Source organism: Methanococcoides burtonii DSM 6242 (assembly GCF_000013725.1).
In the GTDB taxonomy this organism is placed as follows: domain Archaea; phylum Halobacteriota; class Methanosarcinia; order Methanosarcinales; family Methanosarcinaceae; genus Methanococcoides; species Methanococcoides burtonii.
Window position 1 is genome coordinate 289,056 of record NC_007955.1, and the last position, 25,481, is coordinate 314,536.

Here is a 25,481-nt window from a genome sequence, read left to right on the forward strand (position 1 = left end):
TGCCCACATCATTTTTTATTTCTTTTGCTTACTATCACTGTCGCCATTCCCAATACAATTGCTATGCCAAATACTGCAAGTATTGGTTTATCCTTTTCAACCGGTTCTTCGTCCTCTATTGTCTGTTGTGGAGTTATGACGACCTCCTCTTCAGACACACTGGTTCCAACTTCATCTCCGACAATGGAGAAAAATGAGAAGCCCGGAGTATAAGCAACGAAGTAAAGGAACTCATCGTCATCCCGGGTCTGTGAAGAAGGAAGATCTTGCCACACCTCATGATATCGTGAAAGTCTTATTGTAGATGGATCAATGTTATTTTCTTTGATCCATTCCCGACTAACTTTAAAGTTGATTACGATATTGTCAGCATTGTGTTCTGAGATCATTCCATCAGATCCAACATTAATGCTCATGAACTCATAGGATATACCAGATGGCGACCCAACGTCATCGGGAACTTCATTCAACACCTGAACGGATGCAACAACAACACCTTCATTGTCTTTTGCATCAAAGCTGACCCCAAGGACAGGAGCATCACCAGCCGAGAACGTAAACTCTACCTTATTGCCACCCATGACATGTTTCAGTTCGGAAACTGTTGACCTAACATTTTCAGAAGGTTGACCTAACTTTGTATGAACCCTTACTCCATTATCACTTGTTTGTGGATCACTTACTGTGACCAAGGAGACAGCAGAAGTGTTGTGGTAAAGTGTCGTATTATAGAACTCGATCGAGAAGATGTGTGTTCCCAACGAAGATTCTGTTGTATTAAAACTTGCATTCCCATCAGTAACTGCTTGTGTTGTGCCAATTCCAATACCATCCCTCAAGAACACTGCATTCCCAATGAAAGTTTCACCATATTCCCCTTCCACAGTTGCACTTACCCATATAGTAGCACCTGGAGCAATAGATTGAGAAGAAGGTGAAATTACAACCTCAATATCTCGTTTAGTGATGTTTATGTAGAATACTTCAGAATCATTGGATGCACTGGTTTGTGTAGTATTAGAATAGACCCTAATGACGTTCTCTGCGACCGTTGAGTTCAACAATGTATGATTGCACCACTTCAAGTCATCAGTGTTAATTGATCCCAAGGAAGAACCAGTTAACCACGGAACATTATAAGTAACATTAACATTGTCAGCATCTGTTTCAGTGCTAGTTACAGAATGATCTATGTTGAAATTGATTCCCCAGTCCTGTTCAATGCTAACAACATTTCCAAGGATAAGTGATGGACCACGTGTTGAAAACGTTTGTCCAGGGCAATAAAAACGCGTATCGTCATAGGAATCCCATAATTTTACTTTCCAGTAATATGTTTGTCCCCCATTTAGAGAGGAACCATTGTAAGTAATGTTATTTGATGAGCTACTCATCAATTTACCTGTATCCCACATATCACCATTTTCGGACGTTAGATTTGAAGATGAAGATGATACGAGCAACTGATAAGCAGCCTGGCCATCGCCAGCATTGATATCAGAGAAGGTCCAGCTAAATTCAGGGATCATAGGAACGTATGTACCATTAACTGCACCCTGGGAGAGTGGTGACGCGGCTATTGCAGGGTCATTGGCATCAATTACATTGACTGTGACGTTTTCAATGAGTGTGTTATTAGCAGCTTGCTGATCGGTCACAAGGACCTGAAGAGTATAGTTTGTTTTTGCCTCATAGTCCAAAGTGACAGTACCCAAGGAAGTCAGACGTATTTCACCATCATCTGAGTCGATGGCAAACAGACTTTGTCCATCCCCTCCTGCAAATAAATATGTGATATTGGAATCATTTAGACCACCATCACCATTGTCTGCTTGTGTATCATACAACATTAATGCCAAACTCGTTTCATTTTCAGCTACTGAATAATTATCAGCAGAATTAAACACTGGAGCATTGCCATAGACAAACAGTGTAGAAGTGCCAGAAGCAAGTTCCCCATCCCCATCTTTAACTGTGATAGTATAGGTTCTGCCTGAAATAACATCACCTGAAGGACTACTGTCAGTGTAATTGTAAGTCAGTGAACGAGCTAAGGAACTAACGATGTCATCAGTCAACAACTGCGCTCGAATATTATCAATACGCATTGTTGCACCAACTGCCCTCCCACCACTATTATCATAACTACCAAGAATAAATTTAAATTGTAGATCAGAACTGTTCTTTGCTACAAGTACCTGCTGAGTTTGCCATGTGCTGCTTGACCCCTGGTCTGCAAACAATATGCTGGTCTCAGAGTTAGTGTTGTCAATCAGTATTGCATAGGCCACATAATAATCGCTTGTTTGAGTTGCCATCCAATCAAACAATATTCTATCCCCCGCAGCAGCTGAAAAGTTTGAACTTATTGCGGAAGGACCCCAAATATAACCAAAACCCAGGTTAGTAGTCCCACGATTGGATAGTTTCAAACTGTAGGTCCCCTGACTAGCATCAGTATCTGCAGTTGCAAATTGACTAGCACTATCCAATATGTTGTTGAAATCATAGCCCCCCCCAACATCAGGATTACCGTCAACAGTTTCGTACATAACTGCTCTTAGTTCAGGAGTGTCCGGGATAGAAGATATACTTGAATTGATAGCCCATCCATCCATATTACCGGTTTCAAAATTATTATTAGTGGGCAAACTTGCTGTTTCTGTTACGAAATCAACTCGGAGTTTTTGACCATCCTGACCATCATATGTTGCATTAATGATACCGATTTTAACAACTCCACTGCCAGTCCCAACAAAAACATCACTACCATTGATGGAAATTTCACCATTTGAATTCGGAGAAGAAGAACTGTTTAGATCAAAATCATCATAAGAATTAGAATTGCTAAGGATAAACTCAATATACCCATCACCATAACCAGTCCCATCTGAATTAGTGATAGCAAGATCATTGTCCATGATCGATATATTCTGCTCTTCGATCGTTGAATTGTCTAAATTTGTAAAACTCGGAACAGATGCTTGTACAGATATACCGAGTACCACAAGAATTACAAAAACCAACACAATCAGAGTTTTATTACCCCATCTACTGAATCTATTATGCATCATTTATCCTCCAATACTTTTGGATTTACCCTACATTAAGACCAGATCAAGCAGAAATACACTTATCCTTGACCTGGGAAAACCATATTAAATTAATTTATTAAATATATATTTCTAAATATTGATGTGATCGTACTTATTCGAAATATTAATTTTATTAGAATCTAAGCCATATTGGTGCTTTCTTTGAAAGTATAATGCACAACCACAACCCAAATGTTATAATAATAATAATAATAATAATAATAAACCCTCATAAGATAGTATCTTATATATAATTTATCAATCGAAAACGGAGGAGTGTCATTAAATAAATCGTAACTATTCAGCCTACCTAGAGTCAATCCTGTATGACCAACCTTTACACAAAAAGATTAGAAGCTCAAACAATTGTTGGAATAAATGGCATTCCAGCAATTGCATTTCGAATTGCATCCATCACAGGAACCTGATTCTTCTTAACAGTAGAAATGTAACTTCTTACCCGCGAGAAAATTAATGCTCCTTGCATACTTCGGAATGTACCCGATATCTTCTGCTGTACTTTCATCATTCTCACATCCCTTTCTGCAAGATTATTCTCAAATGGAACTTTTAGATCATGCATAAACCTGAGAATATCATTTTTATAACCAATAAACCGATCCAGCAGATTTTTTGCTGTGGTTTGTTTAGTTCTTCCTCGCTTCTTTGATTTGGCTTGAAGTTGAGGATTTTCTTCTATCCCAATATGAATTATCTGGCCGTACCAATCTTCAAACTCTTTAATTCTCTCTGGTTTCATACAACCAGACATTTCTCGGATGGTCAACTGATTTTTTGACATCAATAATAGAATATTCATAGCTTTTGACCACAATTGATCATCGTTCTCGCTTACACTTGTTAATTCTCGCAATAGATGAGCATTACAGATCGAATGATCACAATCATATTTGTAATATGATTTCCAGAAATAATGAACTACTGTACCATTGAAATTTGGTAAGATTCCCATCGCATTCATTGCTTCAGAGCCTCTTTTTTGATGAGGATAATAACATGTCATTTTGTTTGTAGAAGCAACATGTAACCACTGTCGTTTTCCTTCTATTCTCATACCAGTTTCATCACAATTTATCACAGGAGATTCTATTAAGAAGTTCTTGATCTGCTGTTCGAAATCTTCAAGTTTTTCAAAACATGTCTTTTCTGCCCTGGCCAAAGTAGCGGGACTTATTTCACATCCACAAACATCAGCTCGCAATTCACAGCTGCGTTCATAAGGAAGTAATTGATAATCATGTAAGTAGACTGCTAATGATGCAAGACGTAAGCCATATTGCGTGGGTTGTTTAACCTTTTCTGAAAAAGTAGCTTTGTTCTTGCAACCGCAGTGAGGACAGGACTTGATTTCAGCACGATGTTCTGTTACTTGAAGCTTAATGGGAGGTATGTCAAATACTTGCCTTTTTTCATGATCTTTAACTTCTATATCTTCAAGCGATCTTTCACAATTGCTACATTTGTGTACTTTGTGAATTATAACTTCGTCAGGAACATCTACCATTCTGAGAGTAGTTCCAGGATGGTCTTTCTGACCACCTGGTTTCTTTCCACTCTTTTTTCGTCTGCTTTTTGTTTTTGGTTTCTCATTAATAAAAACATCAGTTGAAGGTGGTTTACTGCTGTTTCGGCTGTTTTTTTTGAGTTGCTCTTCCAACTTTTTAACTCGTTCTTCGAGTTCGGTTATTCTGGCAGCTTGTAGTTCTATGATCGTTTGTTGTTCAGCAATGATGTCGTACAATGTAGTGACAAGAGTGACAACTGCTTCGGGACCTTGTTCATAAACTGCTAGGATTTCTTTGCGTTTCGTGTTCATTCACCTCCTGTTTGGCAAAACCAATTGATTTTTTGGGTGTGAACTTATATAGAATGCTACTACTTGCTTTTTTCGTAAAAATCCATGTCAGAAGATGAAATAGATTGAGGTGGGGGGATTTTAGCACGCAAAGGTGGCTGAATAGTTACTTCTTCTTTTTTAGAATATAATGAGTCCATCAAATTAGCATGTAAATCCTCCCATTCTAATTTGATGAACTCTTAAAGAAATAAGGTACAAATTAAAAATGTGGAGAATGGGCGTTGTGTGCCCATTATTGCTAAATGCGCTTTAAGCTACGCATTTAATAGTGTCCACAGATGGTTTTATAGTTTGTATTACAGGTATTCTTCCATTTCATCGAATTGAAGATACCTGTAGATCTCGTCCTGCTTTGGCTCGATCTTCTCCATGTAAATTTCCATGTACTCATTTACCGTGGGTATCCTGCCAAGGTTGGAGATAACCGCTCCAAGCTCCGCTGAGCCAAGGTAGACCTGGGCTCCGTCACCCACACGGTTGTCAAAGTTACGGGTGCTTGTGGAAAACACGGTGGATTCATCCGGTACACGAGCCTGGTTCCCCATACATAGTGAGCATCCCGCTATCTCGATGCGGGCACCAACCTGACCGTACACGGAGAAAACTGACTCTTCCCTGAGCTTTGCCTGGTCCATCCGGGTAGGAGGGCAGATCCAGGTGCGGACATCAGAGTTGAACTTCTGGTCACGCCAGATTTCGGCTGCAGCGCGGAAGTGCCCGATGTTTGTCATGCATGAGCCTATAAAGACATCCTGAATAGGGGTGCCTGCAACCTCGGAAAGCAGTTTGACATCATCAGGATCATTTGGGCATGCAAGGATCGGCTCCTTGATATCTGCAAGATCTATCCCTATGACAGCGGCGTAATCTGCATTCGGATCTGCTTTTAGTAGTTTCGGATCTTCCAGCCATTCCTCAACAGCTTCTATGCGCTTTTGGAGAGTCTGTGCATCGCTATACCCATTTCCTATCATTTTTTTCATCAATGCCACGTTGGAGCGCAGATAGGTGGCTACGGGCTTCTCATCAAGCTGGATACAACCGGCTGCGGCTGAGCGCTCTGCCGCAGAGTCTGTCAACTCGAATGCCTGCTCGGCCGTGAGGTCGGGTAGCCCTTCTATTTCAAGAATGCGTCCGTTGAAGATATTGATCTTATTTTTCTTTGGTACGGTCATCAGACCCTGCTGGATAGCATAGTATGGTATTGAGTTGACCACATCACGCAGTGTAATGCCAGAGTTAAGTTTTCCGCTGAAACGTACCAGCACGGATTCAGGCATATCCAGAGGCATGAAACCCAGAGCTCCGGCAAAGGCCACAAGCCCGGAACCTGCCGGGAATGATATGCCGATCGGGAACCTTGTATGAGAGTCACCACCAGTACCCACTGTGTCCGGAACCAGCAGGCGGTTAAGCCAGCTGTGGATAATTCCATCTCCGGGATTCAGGGAGACACCGCCACGATCAGATACAAAATCAGGCAGTGTCCTGTGCATCTTTACGTCGGTAAGCTTGGGGTATGCTGCTGTGTGACAGAATGACTGCATGAACATGGGAGCTTGGAACTTGAGGCAGGCAAGTTCTGTGAGCTCATCGGTGGTCATGGGACCGGTGGTGTCCTGGGAACCTACAGTGGTCATTATTGGCTCACAGGCTGTACCAGGCAGAACTCCATCTACACTGCATGCCTGACCAACTATCTTCTGTGCTAGGGAGTAAGCCTGCCCCGGTTCTGGAATCGGATTATCGGGTTTAACGAAAATGTCTGTCTCAGGCAGACCCAGTACCTCGCGGGTCCGTGTGGTCAGTGACCTGCCAATTATGAGAGGAATACGACCGCCTGCGCGGTATTCGTCCGGAAGGGTGTTAGGGTTGAGGTATAAAGTGGAAAGTACATTACCCTCTTCATCTGTTACTTCACCCTTTACGGTGTTGATTGTAATGATATCGCCATGTTGTAGTTTGCTGATATCCATTTGCAGAGGCAGAGCACCGGAGTCCTCGGCCGTGTTAAAGAAGATAGGAGCTATGGCAGTACCGATGATCACACAGTCACGGCGTTTATTTGGAACATGTGGTATGTCCTTGCCTATGTGCCAGAGCACACTGTTGCAGGCGGATTTTCGGGAGGATCCGGTTCCTACCACATCAGCGACAAAGGCAACTTCGTGTCCTTCTCCGCGCCATTTTGCAATTTCTTCAATGCCTCCGGGGAAGCGGGTAGTGCCCATTTCGAGTGCATGAAGAGGTATGTCGGGGCGACTCCATGCAGCACTTGCAGGGGAGAAATCGTCGGTGTTGATCTCGCCATCAACCTTGAATACTCTGACAGTGATGGTTTCAGGGATCGCTTGTCTGCTTGTGAACCACTCAGCATTAGCCCAGCTTTCAAGAACCTTTCTGGCAGCTTCATTTGTCTCTGACAGTTCCAGTACCTCGTCAAATGCTTCGTAGACCAGGGTTATGCCTGAAAGCGCACAGGTAGCCTCATCTGCTACTTCTGAATCTCCGAGTGCTTCGATAAGATACTTGACATTATAGCCACCGATCATGGTTCCCAGGATCCCGATGGCTTCCTTTTTGTCTATAAGTGGTGAAGAGGCATCTCCTGTCAGTATATTACCAAGGAAATCTGCCTTGACCTTTGCAGCGGGGCCTACACCAGGAGATATCCGTTCCGTGAACAGGTGGAGAAGGAATTCTTCCTGTTCTGCAGGAGGATTTTGTAACAATTCACAAAGTTCAGAAGTCTGTTCCGGATTCAGAGGAAGTGCAGGAATACCCTGAGCTTTCCTCTCTTCTTCGTGTATTAGATAAGCTTCGATCATCTTTTATCCTCCATGAGAAATTGCGTTTTTGTTGCATTGGCAACTGAGTAGCTTTTCTTGTCTTGTTTCCTTGTAAAAAAGCACTTGGTTAAATGGGATATGACGCTGATTATCGTGTTTGCTGTATATGACATTAACGGAGTAACAAATAAATATCTTTAGTAAATGGAACAAGTTGAGGACGAGAGTGCAACTTACCAGTACTTACCAGTACTTACCAGGGATAACGATGAATTCTCACGAGTTCTATTAAAGGAATTATGAGTTGATTTGCACCTACATCCCCGATATTGATATACACAGTAGTTCCGAATGACCTTAGTTCCGATTAACTGCTCTTTTTTAAAAACTGCAAAGCTTATGCTATCCAATTACAATGATTTTTTCAAAAACACTTTTTCTAAAAACATGGAATTGTTCTATGCGATAACAAAAAACAACTCCATGAATTTTGGAAACACTGCCAACTTACTAGCCGTGTCATAAGAATTGTTTAGTAAAAATGATATAATGACCTTGCCATCAAATGTAATATTTGATTGCCAAGATGTTGCCACAGTCATGCTATATGTCGCAACATCCTCTACTAACTCTCTTGAATCGGTAAGTAATGATTTAATATTTAAAAGCTCTACTCAAAAAAATACCATCCGATTATACCATTTTCGAATATATCATGTACAATAATGTGGAAGATATTCTTCATAAATTCAGGAATATGAGTTTTGAGATTTTAAAAATGATGAAATTTGAAAATACAGTTCAAGACATTGCGATTGATTTTCATGATATTCCATATTATGGCGACAAAAATAGTGCAGGAGTGAGAGGTATGAAACCAAAAAATGGAACTTCATGGGGTCGTTCGTTTTGTACTTTAGACATCATTGGGAAGAATAAAATTACTCTGGATGTAATTGACATAAATGGATTATGCAAAAATCATTCTATCCTTATAGAATCATTGATTGAAAGAGTTGGTAAAATTGGGGTTAAGATTGGCACCGTTTTTATGGATCGAGAATTTTTCAATTTAGATGTGACTTCAGAGTTGGATAATCAAAAAGTGGATTATATCATCGCTGCAAAATCAAACAAAAGGATCAAAAGGATGCTTGAAGAACACGAAAGGAGTATGGGAAATGCTCTACAGTTCTTGAATGATACAATCGGAAAATATATATTTGCTTAGCACATACATTTTCTATATTATTAATGTGTCATGATGGAGGCACTGACCAATGGAAAAAAAGGCTAAACAAACATTGAGGAAAGAAAAAATCATTGGAATGCAGGTTATAGACAGTTCCGGCTATATTAGAGGTAAAGTGAAGGAGCTGTCTCTTGTTGTGGGTGAACCAGATCAGGCTCTTGTTATAGAAGATGAGGACGGAAATGAATCTGAGGCTCCTTGGAGCAGAATTTCTGCCGCAGGTGATGTCATTCTTCTAAAATCAGAGGAATATTCTGCAAATAAATCTTCCTCTTCAATGTCACATAGATGTCCCTCATGCAATTCTGAGATTGGGGGAGGAGCTATGTTCTGTACCAATTGTGGTACAGATCTAAGATAATTTCAAAGGAGGTTGAATATGTTTTGTCCAAAATGTGGAGCTGAGAACAGGGATGATTCTAAATTCTGTGTCAGTTGTGGTACTAATTTTAGTTTAAGTGATCAGGATTCATCAAATTCTACTTCAAGATCTTCATTGACAGTGCAAAAAGCTAAAAATCCAGTGATAGCTGTAGTTCTTAACTTTTTCATATTATGGGGTCTTGGATACTGGTATCTGGATATTAAAACGATCTATGGATATCCATGGTATTTTTTAATAGCACTGGAATTTATACTTTTCTTCCTAACTTTATATTCAGGAATATTCACTCTGGTGTTATTTGCTTGCAACATCTCCCTTGCTTACGATGTCTATAAAAAAGGAGTGGGAGAACCAGGTTTTGTTCCTCTTGAAAGGATGTGAAAATACATTCAATTACAAAATTGTCCGAATTTATTAACGTGGTGGTAATATGTACGAAGACAAAAAAGAATTAGGACCTTTGATTCCCGAGATCATAGCGTTGCTCGGGGGTATATTATGTGTCATCATCATCGCCTTGCCATTAAATACACTTCTTGGAAGCATCTTTGGCATAGCTCCTCTTATTGCTCCTTTTGTTGAAGAGCCTTGTAAAGTAATAGGTATACTTTATCTTGCTCTTTATTACCCATCCTCTCTTACAAATAAAAAAAAGGGAGCTACATTGGGAGTTCTCGCAGGGATTGGATTTGCATTTGTTGAGAATATAGTATATCTCTTTCAGGCTCCTGATGCCGTATTATTACGTTCTGTATTCCCGGTACTTATGCATGTGTGTGCCTCCGCAACAGCAGGAATGGGACTTGTGTTTCTTGCGCATAAGGATTTTGACAGGAGTTCTTTGAATCTGAACATTATTGTTAACAATCTAAAGACAAAAAATCTCCTTACTTTCGTTGCCATAGCAATGGCTTTTCATTTCTTTTACAATTTCTTGTCCCTTATATGGATTCTGTTCATTGTTGGTCTTGTTGTAGTTTGTTATGTATTTTACAAACTTTACTACTATCTCCCGGATGATCTTTCATCCATGGATGATATCGGACCTGTTTACCTTCTCAAATCTGCACTCCAATCCAAAGATCAAAAATCCATTGATCACATAATATCTGATGTCGTGGGTTCCAAAGAAAATGCTTCTTCAAATAATGGAAACAACAAAAATATGTTTTGTGGGAATTGTGGACTACGAATCGAAGACCCATCTAAATTTTGCCCCAAATGTGGTTCCATTTTAAAATAAGGGTGTGTTAATATGGGAAAAAATCTTCAAATATTAGCATTTGGATACCGGCAAACATCGGATGCTGGCGATGGTGGAGGAGCAACATGGGACGATAAATCACTTGTAGAACTATTCGAGAATGTACTACGCATCACCAAATTTGATTCAAAACTTCCATGGGATAATGAATCCTATGAACTATACTTCGATAAAGGAAAGATCGTTCATGAAGATGGAACTATATGCAGAGTGACCAATCAGCTAGATATCCCTTATGATGATCTGGGTGAAGTTAAAGTTGAGATTATAGAAGGAGAGAATAATTGCAATAAGATCCAGATAAAATATCGGAAAAAGAACATCTGGTCCTATTTAATGAATTTATTCCCGGAAAATATAACTTTTTCTGCGGACCAGAGTGATTCATTCCTCCATATCGAACAAGCCATTAATGAAATTACAAAACAAAGAGCACAGAAACAAAATTGGAATGGAAATATTAAGCCTGATATATCTAACACCACAAATAGAGATTATCACGGAAATACTGCCTCAAATCCAGAAGAAAGCAGTAACAACCATGGAAAAAATCGTCCTTCAGGTGATATCGGAATCATTGAACATAACAATAAGAATAATAATAAAAAGAAAGTGATCATAAATTTCTGTAACAATTGTGGTTTAAAGGTAATCCCGGGATCGAAATTTTGTTCAAAATGTGGTAATCGGTTGTTGTGAAAGAACTGTGGTCAAAATTGCTCATCCAGCCCTTTTCTGCCAAATATATAATTAGCCACCCTCAAAGCATCCTTGTCCCCAGTAGCCTTTTCTACTGAATCGCTAAGTTTCACCACCGGTATGCCATCTATTTTGTGTAGCTTGATGACCATGTTCAGGGGAGGGTTGTAGCTGAAAAAGTCCGGATTGTTCGTAAGGGTTGTGCCAATACCGAAACTGCAATTTATCCTGCCACTACAATATTCTTTAAGTTTTACAGCATCACTTACATGAAGGGAATCACTGAAAACCAGCACTTTTTTCATCGGGTCAATGCCAAGCTTTTTGTAATGCTCAATGACCTCATCTGCAAACTTGATCGGATCACCACTGTCATGTCTGACCCCATCATAGATCTTTGCAAGACCAATACTAAAATTTTGGAAGAAAGGCTTTGAACCGAAAGTATCACTAAGAGCAATACTAAGATCACCTTTGTACACCTTTACCCAGTTATCAAAAGCAAACTTGTTCGCATTCCTTAGACCAACAAGGGCGGAGTTGCCCATTATCCATTCATGGCCAATGGTACCTATCGGCCTCACACCATACTTTTTTGCAAAATATACATTGCTAGTGCCGGAAAAAGAATCCAGTTCATGGAGAACTTCGACCACTTTATCATGTAATTTGAATCCTCTTCGGCGGCGAGTTCCAAATTCAGAGAAGATGCAGCCTTTGGCATCCAGTTCCTTTCCCATATCTCCTATAAAACTGCTATACTCCTCCATTAGAGTATTTTCAGGATCATTGGCATTGCTAGCTGAGATTTCTTCTCCTTTGTTATCCGTTACAGTAAAATAAAGTTCCGAAATGGTTGACATGAGTACGATCTCCCACAATATGGAACTGTGCCAGGGACCTTCAATACATAGTTCAAGTTCATTATCTTCTGTCAGAACGATCTTCACTTCTTCAGGATTAAAGCGAAAGTTCTTCAGGTATTCAATATATGAAGGTTTAAAAAAAGGACAATTATCTTTGAGCCAGATGTATTCATCTTCGGAAAGTGCGATTTTAGAAATATCCTTATTGATGATACGCCGAAGCTCATTCACGAAATCATTTGTAAAACTCTGAGCGCCCCTATTGATGAAACGGTATTCAGCACGTGCATTTGGAAACAGTTCTAACACTGCCATTTGCATTGTAAACTTATAAAGGTCATTGTCCAGTATCGATCGGATCACTTGAGGTCTTCCCTGATTTGAATTACCTATAGGATTCTACATATCGAAACCAATATATAAAAGGACAGGCTCTCAAAAGAAACTCGCTATAAAACGGAAATAACGGGGGCAAAATAATGGATGATTGGACAAAAGGCATTATCTACATGCTGACGACCGTCATACTCTGGGGGGTTTCGTTCATAGGTACAAAGGCCCTGTTGAATTATCTGGATCCTGCGACCATAGGTTTCTTACGTTTTTTGATTGTAACAATACTTCTGTCTGTCATTTGCAGAAAAAAAACAGATTATACCAGAAAAGAACTACAATACGTCATGATCGCCGGTTTTCTGGGAATTACAAGTTTTTACATGTTTGAAAATGTGGCACTCACCTATACAACGGCCACGAACGCATCCCTAATAGGTGCTACCGTGCCTGTGTTCTTCTTGCTCATAGTTATACGCTAAGGCGCACATTTTCAAGATTCATCAAATATCTGGGGGCAGTCATTGCTTTTGTTGGAGTCGGATTACTGATACTTCCCAAGTTTGACAGCTCTATTTTTTAGCATTTTAGAATTTAATAGTTGTTACTAAGTTAAAAATTTATGTTAATTTATGTTATGTAGAAACTATAATTTGTGATATATTCTGATTTTAGGATAGCGTCACTAAATTGCTGTAAATTATAATTAGTCCTGTACCTTTGTTAGGTTTACAACAACAAAAAGGAACAGGACAATGGAATTATACGATTTAATATCAGATTATCTTAACGACAGCAACGTTTCCTTGAAACCCCTCATAACATACTTCTTAAACGAAGTTATGGAACAGGAAGCAATAGAACAATCTGGTGCAGGAAAGCACGAACGAAGCATAACAAGAACAGCTCATAGGAATGGGTATCGTGATAGGTCACTGACAACAAGACATGGAGAACTTACACTCAAAAAACCACAACTAAGAGACTTTCCGTTCACGACCCAAGTATTTGAAAGATACTCTCGAACTGAAAAAGCAATCGAAAATGCCATTGTTGAATCATATGTTCAAGGTGTTTCAACAAGAAAAGTTGAAAAAATAATTTCACAATTAGGAGTGGAAAGTATCTCAAGATCACGTGTTTCAAGGATTGCTCAAGATCTTGACAAAACTGTTCATGGATTTATGAACAAGCCTATTGAGCATGAAATTAAGTATCTTTATGTTGATGCTACTTATCTAAAAGTTAGAGATCGAGTACGATATGTAAACAAAGCAGTGTTTATTGTTGCAGGTGTAAAGAATGATGGATATCGTGAGATATTAGGTGTTAAGATTGCTGACAGTGAAGAGGCTATGTTTTGGGAGGAAATGTTTACCGATCTGAAAGAAAGAGGATTAAGAGGGGTAGAACTAGTCATTTCAGATGGGCATAAGGGTATCCAAAGAGCTGTTGAAAGGCAATTCTTAGGAGCAAGTTGGCAAATGTGTATAGTACATTTGGAAAGACTCATTTTAAAGAAATTACCAAGAAAACATCACAAGGAAGCGATGGAATCATTTAAAGAAGTACAGGATGATCAAACAAAACTCTTGGGATTGATGGTTGAATGGGATAGACCTGGATTTGAGAAAGCAGCAGAAACAATTGAGAGATTTCAGCATGGATTGACCAATTATCAAGCATTTCCAAAGGAACATTGGAAACGGATAAAGACAACAAATATGATTGAAAGATTGAATAAAGAGGTCAAAAGAAGATCGAAAGTTGTTGGAGCGTTTCCAAATGATGAATCATTGATGAGATTAGTGATTGCAGTATTGATCGATCAAAATGAAAATTGGATTACGGGAAATAGATATTTAACGATGGAAGACTAAGCATAGAGGGGTACAGGATAAAGTTACAGCAATTAAGGGACACTACCTGCAAGATTATTCTCAAATGGAACTTTTAGATCATGCATAAACCTGAGAATATCATTTTTATAACCAATAAACCGATCCAGCAGATTTTTTGCTGTGGTTTGTTTAGTTCTTCCTCGCTTCTTTGATTTGGCTTGAAGTTGAGGATTTTCTTCTATCCCAATATGAATTATCTGGCCGTACCAATCTTCAAACTCTTTAATTCTCTCTGGTTTCATGCAACCAGACATTTCTCGGATCTGGTCAACTGACTTTTTGACATCAATAAGTAGAATATTCATAGCTTTTGACCACAATTGATCATCGTTCTCGCTTACACTTGTTAATTCTCGCAATAGATGAGCATTACAGATCGAATGATCACAATCATATTTGTAATATGATTTCCAGAAATCATGAACTACTGTACCATTAAAATTTGGTAAGATTCCCATCGCATTCATTGCGTCAGAGCCTCTTTTTTGATGAGGATAATAACATGTCATTTTGTTTGTAGAAGCAACATGTAACCACTGTCGTTTTCCTTCTATCCTCATACCAGTTTCATCACAATTTATCACAGGAGATTCTATTAAGAAGTTCTTGATCTGCTGTTCGAAATCTTCAAGCGATCTCTCACAATTGCTACATTTGTGTACTTTGTGAATTATAACTTCGTCAGGAACATCTACCATTCTGAGAGTAGTTCCAGGATGGTCTTTCTGACCACCTGGTTTCTTTCCACTCTTTTTTCGTCTGCTTTTTGTTTTTGGTTTCTCATTAATAAAAACATCAGTTGAAGGTGGTTTACTGCTGTTTCGGCTGTTTTTTTTGAGTTGCTCTTCCAACTTTTTAACTCGTTCTTCGAGTTCGGTTATTCTGGCAGCTTGTAGTTCTATGATCTTTTGTTGTTCAGCAATGATGTCGTACAATGTAGTGACAAGAGTGACAACTGCTTCGGGACCTTGTTCATAAACTGCTAGGATTTCTTTGCGTTTCGTGTTCATTCACCTCCTGTTTGGCAAAACCAATTGATTTTTTGGGTGTGAACTTAAATAGAATGCTACTACTTGCTTTTTTCGTAAAAATCCATGTCAGAAGATGAAATAGATTGAGGTGGGGGGATTTTAGCACGCAAAGGTGGCTGAATAGTTACAATAAATCTATTTTTGATGGTATTTACCTTTTACTTGGTGAAGATGGTTCAGTCTTAAAAGATGATGGTTCGCCATTTATTCAATATATTTGGGGAAAATCTTGGGTAAATAACCATGCGCATGTTTTGCAAGGAACAAATAATGTTTCTACTGAACATCTAATGTTGTTTATGCAAAACCAAAATATAAGTGTTTATGTAACAGGTGCAGTTCAATTGAAGTTAAATCAAAAAAACATGAATAGTATTCCGTTTATTAATGCTGGTTAATTTATTAATGATGCATTTTACATTTCAATAGCTCCATTATATGCGTTTATGAGAAATGCTGAGGAAGAAATTAAAGGACTAAGCAATTTGCGTGACACCCTCCTCCCAAAACTCCTTTCCGGTGAACTATCAGTTGAAAATATCAAACTTGACGAAGCGGATGCATAATTCATTATTAAAATTAAAAAACGTTGAAAGTGCTGAAAGTAAATACCCAGAACTAACAAAGGAATGCTACCGATGAATGAAGACGAACTTGAACAACTCTGCCTTGACTGGTTCAGGGAAAAAGACTGGGATGTACTCTACGGTCCAGACATTGCTCCAGATTCTAATAATCCTGAGCGCAGTGATTACCATGAGATAGTTCTAAAGCAGTATTTGCGGGAAGCATTGGTGCGTATCAATGGGGACTTGCCGGAAAGTGCCATTGAGCAGGCTTTAGCGGTTGTTTTAAAGCCGGAAGGTTTGGACCTGACCACCAATAATCGGGGTTTTCATCGGTTATTGTTGGAAGGGGTGTCGGTCGAGTATCGTAAAAATGGTGATGGGGGCGAAACCGATGGGGAAGTGGGTTCGGATCGGGCGTTTTTGATCGATTTTGAGAATTTGGGGAACAATCGGTTTCTGGCGGTCAATCAGTTTACAATTCAGGGGGTAAAGCAGCCCCGAAGGCCGGATGTTGTTTGTTTTATCAATGGGTTGCCTATTGCTGTGTTGGAGCTTAAGACTCCGAATGATGAGGACGTGAATATCTGGGATGCTTACAGTCAGTTGCAGACCTACAAGGATGAGATAAGCGATCTTTTTGTTTTCAATGAGGCCCTGATAATAAGTGATGGGTTCAATGCACGTATTGGGTCACTGACAGCTAATAAGGAAAGGTTTGCACCCTGGCGTACTATTTCGGGTGAGAATGATAAACCGTTATTGGAATGGCAACTGGAGACAGTTGTGCGGGGGTTCTTTGATAGGGAATTGCTGCTTGATTACCTCCGGTATTTTATACTCTTTGAGAACGATGGCGGAAGCATTGTTAAGAAGATAGCCGGGTATCATCAGTTCCATGCTGTGCGTGCAGCAGTGGAGGCAACACTAATAGCCTCACAGCCGCCGGATAAACATATTGCTTATGATGAGCGTGCAACCTATGGCAGAGAAGTAGTACCTGGGAGCAAAAAGGCCGGGGTTGTCTGGCATACTCAGGGGTCCGGGAAGAGCATCTTAATGTGCTGCTATGCAGGTAAATTATTGCAGCAGCCGGAAATGAACAATCCTACCATATTGGTAGTGACCGACCGTAATGATCTGGACGGACAACTGTTCAAGACCTTCTCCAACCTGCAAGAGTTGTTCAAACAAAGACCGGTGCAAGCTCAGGATAGGGAAGAGCTACGTCTGATGCTATCGGAAAGGGAATCCGGCGGGATAATCTTTACCACCATACAGAAGTTCTCACCGATCGGGGATGAGACCACACATCCGATCCTTAACTCCCGTCACAACATCGTGGTGATCTCGGATGAGGCCCACCGCAGCCAGTATGGTAGCAAGGGTCGCCTGGTTGACATAAAAGATTATGACGGCAATGTGATCGGCAGTAAAACGGTATTCGGATATTCCAGATATCTGAGGGATGCTTTACCAAATGCTTCATTCATCGGGTTTACAGGCACACCTATCTCATCACAGGACAAAGACACCTATGATGTATTTGGAAGGGAAGTCTCGATATATGATATTCAGGATGCTGTGGATGATGGTGCGACCGTGCCCATTTATTGCGAATCCCGCCTGGCCAGGCTTGACCTGAACAATGCCCAGATCGAGGAACTGTCCTCAAAGGTCGAAGAAATAGTAGAAGACGAAGAAGATATCTCTGATCGTGAAAGGACCAAAAGCGAATGGAGTCGTCTGGAAAAACTTGTAGGGACAAAACCACGTATTCAGCAGATTGCTGCCGATCTTGTGCAGCACTTTGAGAAACGCAATGAGTCAATGGAAGGCAAAGCAATGATCGTAGGCATGAGCCGTAGGATCTGTGTGGACCTCTATGACGAAATAGTGGCATTGCGTCCGGCCTGGCATGATACTGACCCAAAAAAATGTGCTATAAAGGTAGTAATGACCGGCTCAGCATCCGATAAAAAGGAACTACAGCCACACATTTACAGCAAACAGGTCAAAAAGGATATTGAATACCGTTTCAAGGACAGTGCTGACCCGCTAAAATTGGTCATAGTACGTGACATGTGGCTCACAGGATTTGACGTACCCTGCTGCCATACCATGTATATTGACAAACCCATGAAGGATCACAATCTGATCCAGGCCACCGCAAGAGTCAATCGGGTATTTGGCAACAAGCCCGGGGGGCTGGTAGTAGATTACATCGGGATTGCGAACGAACTGAAAACCGCACTCAATAACTACACCGAAGCCAAAGGCAGAGGTGAACCCACAAGGAATGCTGAAGAAGCCTATTCCAGACTACTGGAAAAAATAGATATCGTGCGTGGGCTTTTCCACGGCTTCGATTACAGTGCCTTTGAGAGCAATGCCTACAAACTGCTTGTACCCGCAGCAAACCATATCTTAGGACTTGATGACGGCAAAAAGCGTTATCTGGACACAGTACTCGCCATCACCAAAGCATATTCATTGTGCAGTACTCTGGATGAAGTTGAGCCACTTCATGCTGAGATCGCCTTTTTTGCAGCCATCAGGCAGCCATTGGCAAGTTCACATCTGTTGATAAAAAACGGACACAGGAAGAAAAGAACTCTATCCTTAAACAGATACTTGACAATTCTGTAATTGCCGAAGGTGTCATTGATATATTCGAACTTGCGGGTTTGGAAAAACCAGAGATAAGCCTATTATCGAATGAATTTCTGGAAGACATAAGGCACATGAAATATCGTAACTTAGCAGTTGAATTATTGGAAAAGCTGCTAAAAGACCAGATAAGGTCAAGATCGTCCAATAATGTTGTTCAGGAAAAAAAATACAGTGAACGTTTGCAGGAAACCTTACGCAAATACAATAATCGTGCCATCGAAACAGCTCAGGTTATCGAAGAACTTATCCAGATCCCAAAAGATTACCGGGAAGGACTGGAACATGAAAAAGCTCTTGGTCTGAACCCTGATGAAATAGCATTCTATGATGCATTGGCAGACAATGAAAGTGCTGTACGTGAGCTAGGGGACGAAACCCTCAAAAAGATCGCTGTAGAGATCACCGAAAAGCTACGTAGATCCACGATAGTGGATTGGCAGGTACGTGATAGTGTGAGAGCCAAATTACGCATACTCGTTCGCCGAACATTACAACGTTATAAATATCCGCCGGATATGGCTCCGGAAGCCATCGAATTAGTATTAAAGCAAGCTGAAACGCTTTCAAATTCGTGGACACATTAAGATATAATATCTAAAATTGGTCGATTTCAATCATCCCAAAACCAATCACAATGCATTAATAATCTCCACCTCATATTCTTTTTTAGACTTATTCTATGCGTGGGGAAATAACTTTTGAAAAGACCAATTCTATTATTTTTGCTTGGTATCGCTATAGTAGTATCCGGATGTGTGAACCTGATGGGGGATTCATACGACAGACCATCTCAGGAATACTTCTGGCATGAACCGGGATATATGTATCCTAATCAGTACGACCGATCATTGCCTTCAGATATCGCTTCACAATTCGATTCGAATGGTGAACTGATATATTATACAGGGTATAATGAGGAAGGGCAACTGATTCCGGCAAGCGGTGGTCCACACTGGCTATATGTGCATGGTGGCAGTTGTGTAAGCTGTCATGGAGTTAGTGGCAAAGGTGGGATTCCTATAATGATGGGGACTGATATCCCTTCAGATATAAGGTACAGCACCTTGACTGCTGAAGATGAACCTGCAAATGAGGTTGCAGGTGGACATGATGAACACCCTGCCTATACCGATGAAACGATAAAAGAAGCCATAAGGGATGGGATCGAACCTGATGGAGAAGAGTTGGATTATACAATGCCAAGATGGGATATGTCAGATGATGATATTGAAGACCTCATCAATTATCTGAAGACGCTTTAATTATTGCCGGTCTTGCATTTTTGCAAGGTTGCATACCCTTTTTATTAAAACAAGTTTATGGATAGATACGATCTTCAAAGACCGTTAGGATTCTAAAATAAGAAATTCAAAGATGCTCGTATCAGAGCATCTCATTAACTGCTTCAAGAAGGTCGTGGGCTCTCTCCACAGGGATTCCTATGATCATCTCGTCTTCTGCGATGTTTGCGAACTTTCTGCTGCCACCACATCCAAGGGTTACGCTGACCTTTCCTTCTTTGTATGGTTTTACAACACCATCGGCACAAACACTCTGGATTCCTGCAAAACTTGTTTCTACTCTGCCGCCGTGCTTGTATATAAGTGCCTGTGAAAGCTGCATTACCTGCTTTGGTGTAGTGATTATTACAATTACATCCGGAGCAAATGTTGCATTCTCAAGAGGGCCATAAACAACAGCTTTAATGGAATTAGCCTCTAATCTAGTAACACTTTCCATTGTGCGTCTTGCTGCATTGATAGTGTCAAAACGGTTTAGATTTAAATAGGTTTGACCGGTAGATAACTTGCTTGGCATTTCATTAAGTCCCATTATTGCGGAACCGCCTTTACATGCCTGCTCATCTGCGGTTGCATAGAACTCTCTGCCGGTCTTTCTGACCATGTCCACCATCTGGCAGTGCCTTGTAGATTCATCGAGCTTCTCAATACCTTCAGGAATAGCATACCCTTTCGGAATAAGTGAGACAGCAACAGGTTTTGTCTTTAGGTTGAGTTTTTTTGTGAGTATTTTACCGAATTCGTTTAGCTCTTTGAGATCCATATTGATTTACTCCATATTTATACTATATTTATGATCTGAACCGTATATAGCTAGTGATTCAGTAGATTTATTATGGTTATGGTGCAAATGTACACAACTGATGATATTTAAGTATTTCTATGTATGGTAAACACTATTCACTACTATCAATTGTGCTTATTGTGGTTAAAAAAGAATGAAAAATAATGGCTCTGTAGAAATCCTTCATTTTAATAAAATTCAATGAGTGTAATTAATTATTTGAACTTTTTCACCAAGTTTATTTTTTACGGATTCCTCTATTATTGCTGCATGCGGACAAGGAAAACCAATAGGATTTCCTCTAGTGATACAGGACGCAAGTACTATAGTATCAGCACCTCTTTTAACCATTTCTTTGGCTCTGGTTACAACTTTTTTGCCAGGACAACCTCCACAAGAAACCATGCCTATTATTTCAATGTTTTCTTTAATGCCTTCAAAAGCACATTTCTTTTCTCTTATTATTTTAAAATCCATAGTTCCAGGACACATATCTTCTGTTTGCCTACATCGAATTATTCCAATTTTCAAAATAAAGCACCACTTTTTATTTGTATAAATATTCTAACTTATTAAATTCCTGTAGTCACATGATATACAAGAAATTTTTATTTAATCTTAGCCCCTTACATCATTTGAGGATTTCTACAGAGCCTATATTAGCTAATAATGATATACAGTGTTTTGTATCTATCATTTTCGTGGGCTTTATGCTTCTCATCATTATAAGCAGATATAATGATTGCGTAATACTTAAATATTGAGTGCTCTATGAGTTATTTGGGTTATTTAAATATACATAGGGTGTTGTGGGAAATATGCGCCGTGGAAAATTGGAAATAATAGTAGACATTCTCAATGTCGTAAGAAAATCAGATGCAACGAAAACAGCAATTGTTTACAATGCAAACTTGAATTTCAACAGGGCTAACCAATATCTCATAATGATGATGTGTATTGGTCTTGTAGAAAAAGATATTAACAAATATTCTATTACTGATCTTGGATCTGAATATCTTCACAAGATAAATGACGTTAATATGATGTTCTCTTTGGAAAACAACAGTTTTTGATCAAATTTTCTCTTTTTATGAGTATTTTTTAGAATTTAGTTTTATCTACAGATATTTATCACAGAATTCGATCATTGTCTCTTCCTCTTGCACCTTACCTATGGTTCTAACCCCCAGTTCTGACAATAAATAAGAATTATATATTCTAAACTATAGTTCATTCCTCTTTATTACCTTTTTTTACGTTGTATTAATTGCAACTGGAGTGGGGGTCATTCCAAGTGATCCCTTTGTGTGGTGGTAACAACTAGTTCTACCTCTGAACAGGTGCAAAGTACATAATCAAATGGAGGATACGATATGAGAAACATAATAATGCTTTTAGCAGTAGTAGCAATGTTAATAACAGTTCCATTCGCTACAGCTGATGAAGTAGATGTAACGGCAACTATCAGTTCTGCTGGTAATCCACCAGTAATTGAATCGATGTTCGTTATGGATATGGTAAATGCACAATACAATGAATCTGGTGATCTGGATCATTTAGAAGCCGGTACTCAGATCATGCCAAACCCTGGTGCTGCTTGTGATGAAGTAATAACAGATTTCTACAAGTTCATCGTTGTTTCTGATCCAAACGGAATGCAGGATATTGTAGAAGTTTATGAGAAGCTTTTCGGTACAACCGATGCACAATTGGGTCCTGAAGTTACCTGTGCAGATATTACCAATACCGCAGATCAGGATGCAGCACTTCTTGCAGCACTTGAGATGGGTTTGATCACACAGGCTGAATATGATAACCTGCTTTGGATGCTTGATCCACTCAAACAGCAGGCAAAGATGTTCAAAGTAGCAAATACACTGACAAACCATGATGAACCTGGTAACTATTCTGTCTATTTCAAGGCTGTAGATACAGGTGGTGCCTACATGATCGGCTATACTTATTTTGACTACATGGCACTCAAAGCAATTGAGCTTGATTTCACACAGGTCAACTACGGCCCTATCATGGTCAATGTTGAAAAGTGGGTAGCCGGTGATGAGAATTGGTTAACCCCAGAAAAACCAACTATCAAAAATCAGGGTAACCAGCCACTTCAGATCACTGTTGATGCAACAGATCTAATTGGTACTAACCTTGGTCAGAGCATTGGTGCAGAAGCTTTGAGCGTTGAACTTCTTGGCGAGCATGTCTATGACCTTTCATCTCCTGTAACTCTTCAGGGATTCCTGATGCCATGCACACCAACACAGATCAGCTTTGACATCACAGCTCCTGTAGGAACTGCAGCAGATAGCTATACCGGTGACATAGCAATTACTATTGCACCGTAAGATAAAGAGGACTTTTCTCCTCTTTTTTCTTTATTTCTGGACCATAAAACTATACTCTATACATCATCTGTCATAGATTCACAATGAATAATTATGGGGAGTAAAATCATGAAAGTGATCTTAAGTTTAATTATAATGTTAGCAATGATCCATCCCGCATCTGCAATAGGCATTGGTGTGTCTCCCGCAGAGATCGATATTTATGATGGATTGAAAGGGTATGAATATACAAAGTCGCTCACTATCTTTAATACCGGTCCTGAAACTACAACATTCTCACTTGATGCTTCCGGAGATATTGAAGACTGGATAAGTTTTTATCAGGGTGATAATGCCAGTATTGATTCTGTTACTATTGAAGGACAGAGCCGGACCAATGTGGTCATCAGGTTTATTTTGCCTGAAGATGCTGCAAATGGCAATTATTCAGGAACTGTACTTGTTCAAAGCATTCCCAATGAGCTGGATTCTGAAGATTCTGGAAGTGCAATGGCTATCGGTGCATCTGCAAGTGTGAACATTGAAGTTACAGGTGAACAGATACTTGGAGGTGTTGTAAATGCCATACATGTAGATGATTCTGAACCCGGATATTCAGCTCAGATCCGAACGATCTTTAAAAATACCGGAAATGTTGTAGCAAAGCCAATAATAAAAGTAAGTATCCTGAGCAACGGTGATCTGATCAGTACTTTTGTTCATGATGAGTCTGGAATAGCTCCTCTTGCATCCGGAACTATATTGGTTAATTGGGATACTACTATCTCAACTATACCTGGTGATTATAGTGCAAAGATCGATATATTCTTAGGTGACGAACTTTTGCGTTCAGAGGTCATCGATTTTAAGATCCTTTCAGTAGGTTCTCTTTCAAGACAGGGGGAGCTTACGGATATTCTGATACAGGGTGAAAAAGCACCGGGTAATCTCCTTAAGGTAAGGGCATATTTCCAGAATACCGGAGATATAGAAGCAGATGCTAAATTTAAAGCCGAGATCTTTAGAGATGATGTGCTTATTGATATGATCGAAAGCGATGAGCTTACGGTAGAAAAGACTGAAAAAATAGTACTTGAATCTTATTTTAAGCCAGTTGAAGAAGGCGAATATCTCATTAAAGGACAAGTGATCTTTGGGGGAAAGGAAACTCCTATAATGGATATTCCATTGTCAGTTGAAGATAAGGCTGTACCAGGATTTGGTGTTGTAAGCTTGATGATCGCAATGATGGTACTTTTGCTACTAAGGCGCAGAACTTAATATGATTATGGTGGGTACGATAATGAGTATTAATTATAAAACCAATGGAATTATAAAAATAATTCTATTGCCATTATTCATGGCTATTCTAATGACACAGGCGAGTGCATCTATCCTTGAGGTGGGGGAAGGGCAAGAGTATTCACATATCCAGGATGCTGTGAACAATGCAAATGAGGGTGACAAGGTCATTGTTCACAGTGGTATTTATGAAGAAAATGTTATTCTGGACAAACAAATAATATTGCAGGGAGTGGGTAGTCCTATCATAGATGGAATGGGAGTGGGTAATTCCCTTAGCCTTTATGCAGAAAGCTTAGTTGTAGATGGTTTTGTTCTTTGTAATGGGAGAAGTGGTTCATATGTTGTATCAGACAACAATATTCTAACGAACAATACTTTTAAAGGCAATCAATATGGGGTATATCTGTTTGGATCAAAAGGAAATGTTATTGAACAAAACGTTATCGAGCACAACCAAAGATATGGGGTGTATTTGCTTTTTAAGAGTGATAATAATATCATAACCGATAATATGATCAACAATAATGGTGGCGGGATACGAATTATTTCCTCTGATGATAATAAGTTGTATCTGAACAGCATCATTGAGAATGTCGTGATCTCCAATGGAAATAATCAATGGGATGACGGTGTGGATAAAGGAAATCATTATAGTTTCTTCGATGAAGAAAGTGAAGGTTTCATTGATAAAGATCATGATGATGTATCAGATGTTCCTTACAAGATACCTGTAAAAAATGAAGTTGACAACTATCCTCTTGCAAGCATAGGATCAACACGACCAACAATAGTTTTAGTAAAAGAGAACCCTATAGAGCCTTCAAAGGAAACTTCTGAAGAGATCCCTGAATTTCCAACAGTAGCATTTCCCATATTGCTTTTAATGGGAATATTTGTTGTGTTCAATAAGAAAACGAATTCATGATCGCCCACAAAATGTGGCTTTCATTTTTATTATATACTTTTTTCATATTGTCAATTTTTTATATATGTATTCATTCATGCATCTCTCTATTCACTGATCA

Annotated in this window: 18 protein-coding genes and 3 pseudogenes; 14 read left to right on the plus strand and 7 right to left on the minus strand. The window is 39.5% G+C overall.

Annotated features, from left to right (window positions below):
- Positions 1–8: 8 nt before the first annotated feature.
- The 3 genes from MBUR_RS01595 to MBUR_RS01605 form a co-directional block, all read right to left on the minus strand.
- A complete protein-coding gene (locus MBUR_RS01595) occupies positions 9–3,008 on the minus strand; it encodes a PGF-pre-PGF domain-containing protein (protein WP_198003777.1) in 3,000 nt (999 codons plus the stop codon).
- A gap of 445 nt (positions 3,009–3,453) precedes the next feature.
- Positions 3,454–4,932: an IS66 family transposase gene (tnpC, locus tag MBUR_RS01600; RefSeq protein ID WP_011498479.1), complete on the minus strand. Its 1,479-nt coding sequence runs from the start codon at positions 4,930–4,932 to the stop codon at positions 3,454–3,456.
- A gap of 338 nt (positions 4,933–5,270) precedes the next feature.
- Complete coding sequence (locus MBUR_RS01605; RefSeq protein WP_011498480.1) at positions 5,271–7,802, minus strand: bifunctional aconitate hydratase 2/2-methylisocitrate dehydratase; 2,532 nt, start codon at positions 7,800–7,802, stop codon at positions 5,271–5,273.
- A 408-nt stretch (positions 7,803–8,210) separates the two neighbouring features.
- Here MBUR_RS01605 and MBUR_RS14250 point away from each other — a divergent pair.
- The 5 genes and pseudogenes from MBUR_RS14250 to MBUR_RS01630 all read left to right on the plus strand — a co-directional run.
- Positions 8,211–8,963: pseudogene (locus MBUR_RS14250) on the plus strand (ISH3 family transposase); the annotation flags it as partial.
- Positions 8,964–9,043: 80 nt separating this feature from the next.
- Positions 9,044–9,376, plus strand: a complete 333-nt coding sequence (locus MBUR_RS01615) for a zinc-ribbon domain-containing protein (protein WP_011498481.1) — start codon at positions 9,044–9,046, stop codon at positions 9,374–9,376.
- Between the two features lie 18 nt (positions 9,377–9,394).
- Positions 9,395–9,781, plus strand: a complete 387-nt coding sequence (locus tag MBUR_RS01620) for a zinc-ribbon domain-containing protein (protein ID WP_048063142.1) — start codon at positions 9,395–9,397, stop codon at positions 9,779–9,781.
- A 49-nt stretch (positions 9,782–9,830) separates the two neighbouring features.
- Entirely contained in the window at positions 9,831–10,643 is an 813-nt protein-coding gene (locus MBUR_RS01625; RefSeq protein ID WP_048063143.1) for a PrsW family glutamic-type intramembrane protease, read from the plus strand.
- Positions 10,644–10,655: 12 nt separating this feature from the next.
- A complete protein-coding gene (locus tag MBUR_RS01630; protein WP_011498482.1) occupies positions 10,656–11,363 on the plus strand; it encodes a zinc ribbon domain-containing protein in 708 nt (235 codons plus the stop codon).
- An 11-nt stretch (positions 11,364–11,374) separates the two neighbouring features.
- On the opposite strand, the gene pncB is transcribed toward MBUR_RS01630, so the two are convergent.
- The gene (pncB, locus tag MBUR_RS01635; RefSeq protein WP_011498483.1) at positions 11,375–12,592 is read right to left on the minus strand and encodes a nicotinate phosphoribosyltransferase; all 1,218 of its coding nucleotides are present in this window, start codon (positions 12,590–12,592) and stop codon (positions 11,375–11,377) included.
- Between the two features lie 116 nt (positions 12,593–12,708).
- On the opposite strand from pncB, the gene MBUR_RS01640 reads away from it, so the two are divergent.
- Together MBUR_RS01640 and MBUR_RS01645 are read left to right on the plus strand one after the other, a co-directional pair.
- Entirely contained in the window at positions 12,709–13,044 is a 336-nt protein-coding gene (locus MBUR_RS01640; RefSeq protein WP_052286174.1) for a DMT family transporter, read from the plus strand.
- Positions 13,045–13,317: 273 nt separating this feature from the next.
- On the plus strand, positions 13,318–14,442 hold the full coding sequence (locus MBUR_RS01645; protein ID WP_011498484.1) for an IS256-like element ISMbu6 family transposase: 1,125 nt from the start codon (positions 13,318–13,320) through the stop codon (positions 14,440–14,442).
- Between the two features lie 47 nt (positions 14,443–14,489).
- Here MBUR_RS01645 and MBUR_RS01650 read toward each other — a convergent pair.
- Positions 14,490–15,473: pseudogene (locus MBUR_RS01650) on the minus strand (transposase); the annotation flags it as partial.
- 104 nt (positions 15,474–15,577) lie between these two features.
- Here MBUR_RS01650 and MBUR_RS12790 point away from each other — a divergent pair.
- From MBUR_RS12790 to MBUR_RS01665, 3 genes and pseudogenes are all read left to right on the plus strand, one after another.
- A complete protein-coding gene (locus tag MBUR_RS12790) occupies positions 15,578–15,892 on the plus strand; it encodes a hypothetical protein (RefSeq protein WP_052286176.1) in 315 nt (104 codons plus the stop codon).
- 240 nt (positions 15,893–16,132) lie between these two features.
- Positions 16,133–19,317, plus strand: a pseudogene (locus tag MBUR_RS01660) (type I restriction endonuclease subunit R).
- A 114-nt stretch (positions 19,318–19,431) separates the two neighbouring features.
- Positions 19,432–19,995: a c-type cytochrome gene (locus tag MBUR_RS01665; RefSeq protein WP_011498485.1), complete on the plus strand. Its 564-nt coding sequence runs from the start codon at positions 19,432–19,434 to the stop codon at positions 19,993–19,995.
- A 121-nt stretch (positions 19,996–20,116) separates the two neighbouring features.
- Here MBUR_RS01665 and MBUR_RS01670 read toward each other — a convergent pair whose 3' ends face one another.
- On the minus strand, positions 20,117–20,797 hold the full coding sequence (locus MBUR_RS01670) for a DUF169 domain-containing protein (RefSeq protein WP_011498486.1): 681 nt from the start codon (positions 20,795–20,797) through the stop codon (positions 20,117–20,119).
- A 219-nt stretch (positions 20,798–21,016) separates the two neighbouring features.
- Positions 21,017–21,349: a CGGC domain-containing protein gene (locus tag MBUR_RS01675; protein ID WP_011498487.1), complete on the minus strand. Its 333-nt coding sequence runs from the start codon at positions 21,347–21,349 to the stop codon at positions 21,017–21,019.
- A 287-nt stretch (positions 21,350–21,636) separates the two neighbouring features.
- Here MBUR_RS01675 and MBUR_RS01680 point away from each other — a divergent pair, with 287 nt between their 5' ends.
- From MBUR_RS01680 to MBUR_RS01695, 4 genes are all read left to right on the plus strand, one after another.
- Entirely contained in the window at positions 21,637–21,891 is a 255-nt protein-coding gene (locus tag MBUR_RS01680; RefSeq protein WP_048063144.1) for a winged helix-turn-helix domain-containing protein, read from the plus strand.
- Positions 21,892–22,191: 300 nt separating this feature from the next.
- Positions 22,192–23,172 (plus strand): hypothetical protein, encoded by a 981-nt coding sequence (locus MBUR_RS01685; protein ID WP_011498489.1) that lies wholly within the window; start codon positions 22,192–22,194, stop codon positions 23,170–23,172.
- A 108-nt stretch (positions 23,173–23,280) separates the two neighbouring features.
- Positions 23,281–24,432: a COG1470 family protein gene (locus MBUR_RS01690; RefSeq protein WP_011498490.1), complete on the plus strand. Its 1,152-nt coding sequence runs from the start codon at positions 23,281–23,283 to the stop codon at positions 24,430–24,432.
- A 22-nt stretch (positions 24,433–24,454) separates the two neighbouring features.
- Entirely contained in the window at positions 24,455–25,381 is a 927-nt protein-coding gene (locus tag MBUR_RS01695) for a NosD domain-containing protein (protein ID WP_011498491.1), read from the plus strand.
- The last annotated feature ends 100 nt before the right edge of the window (positions 25,382–25,481 follow it).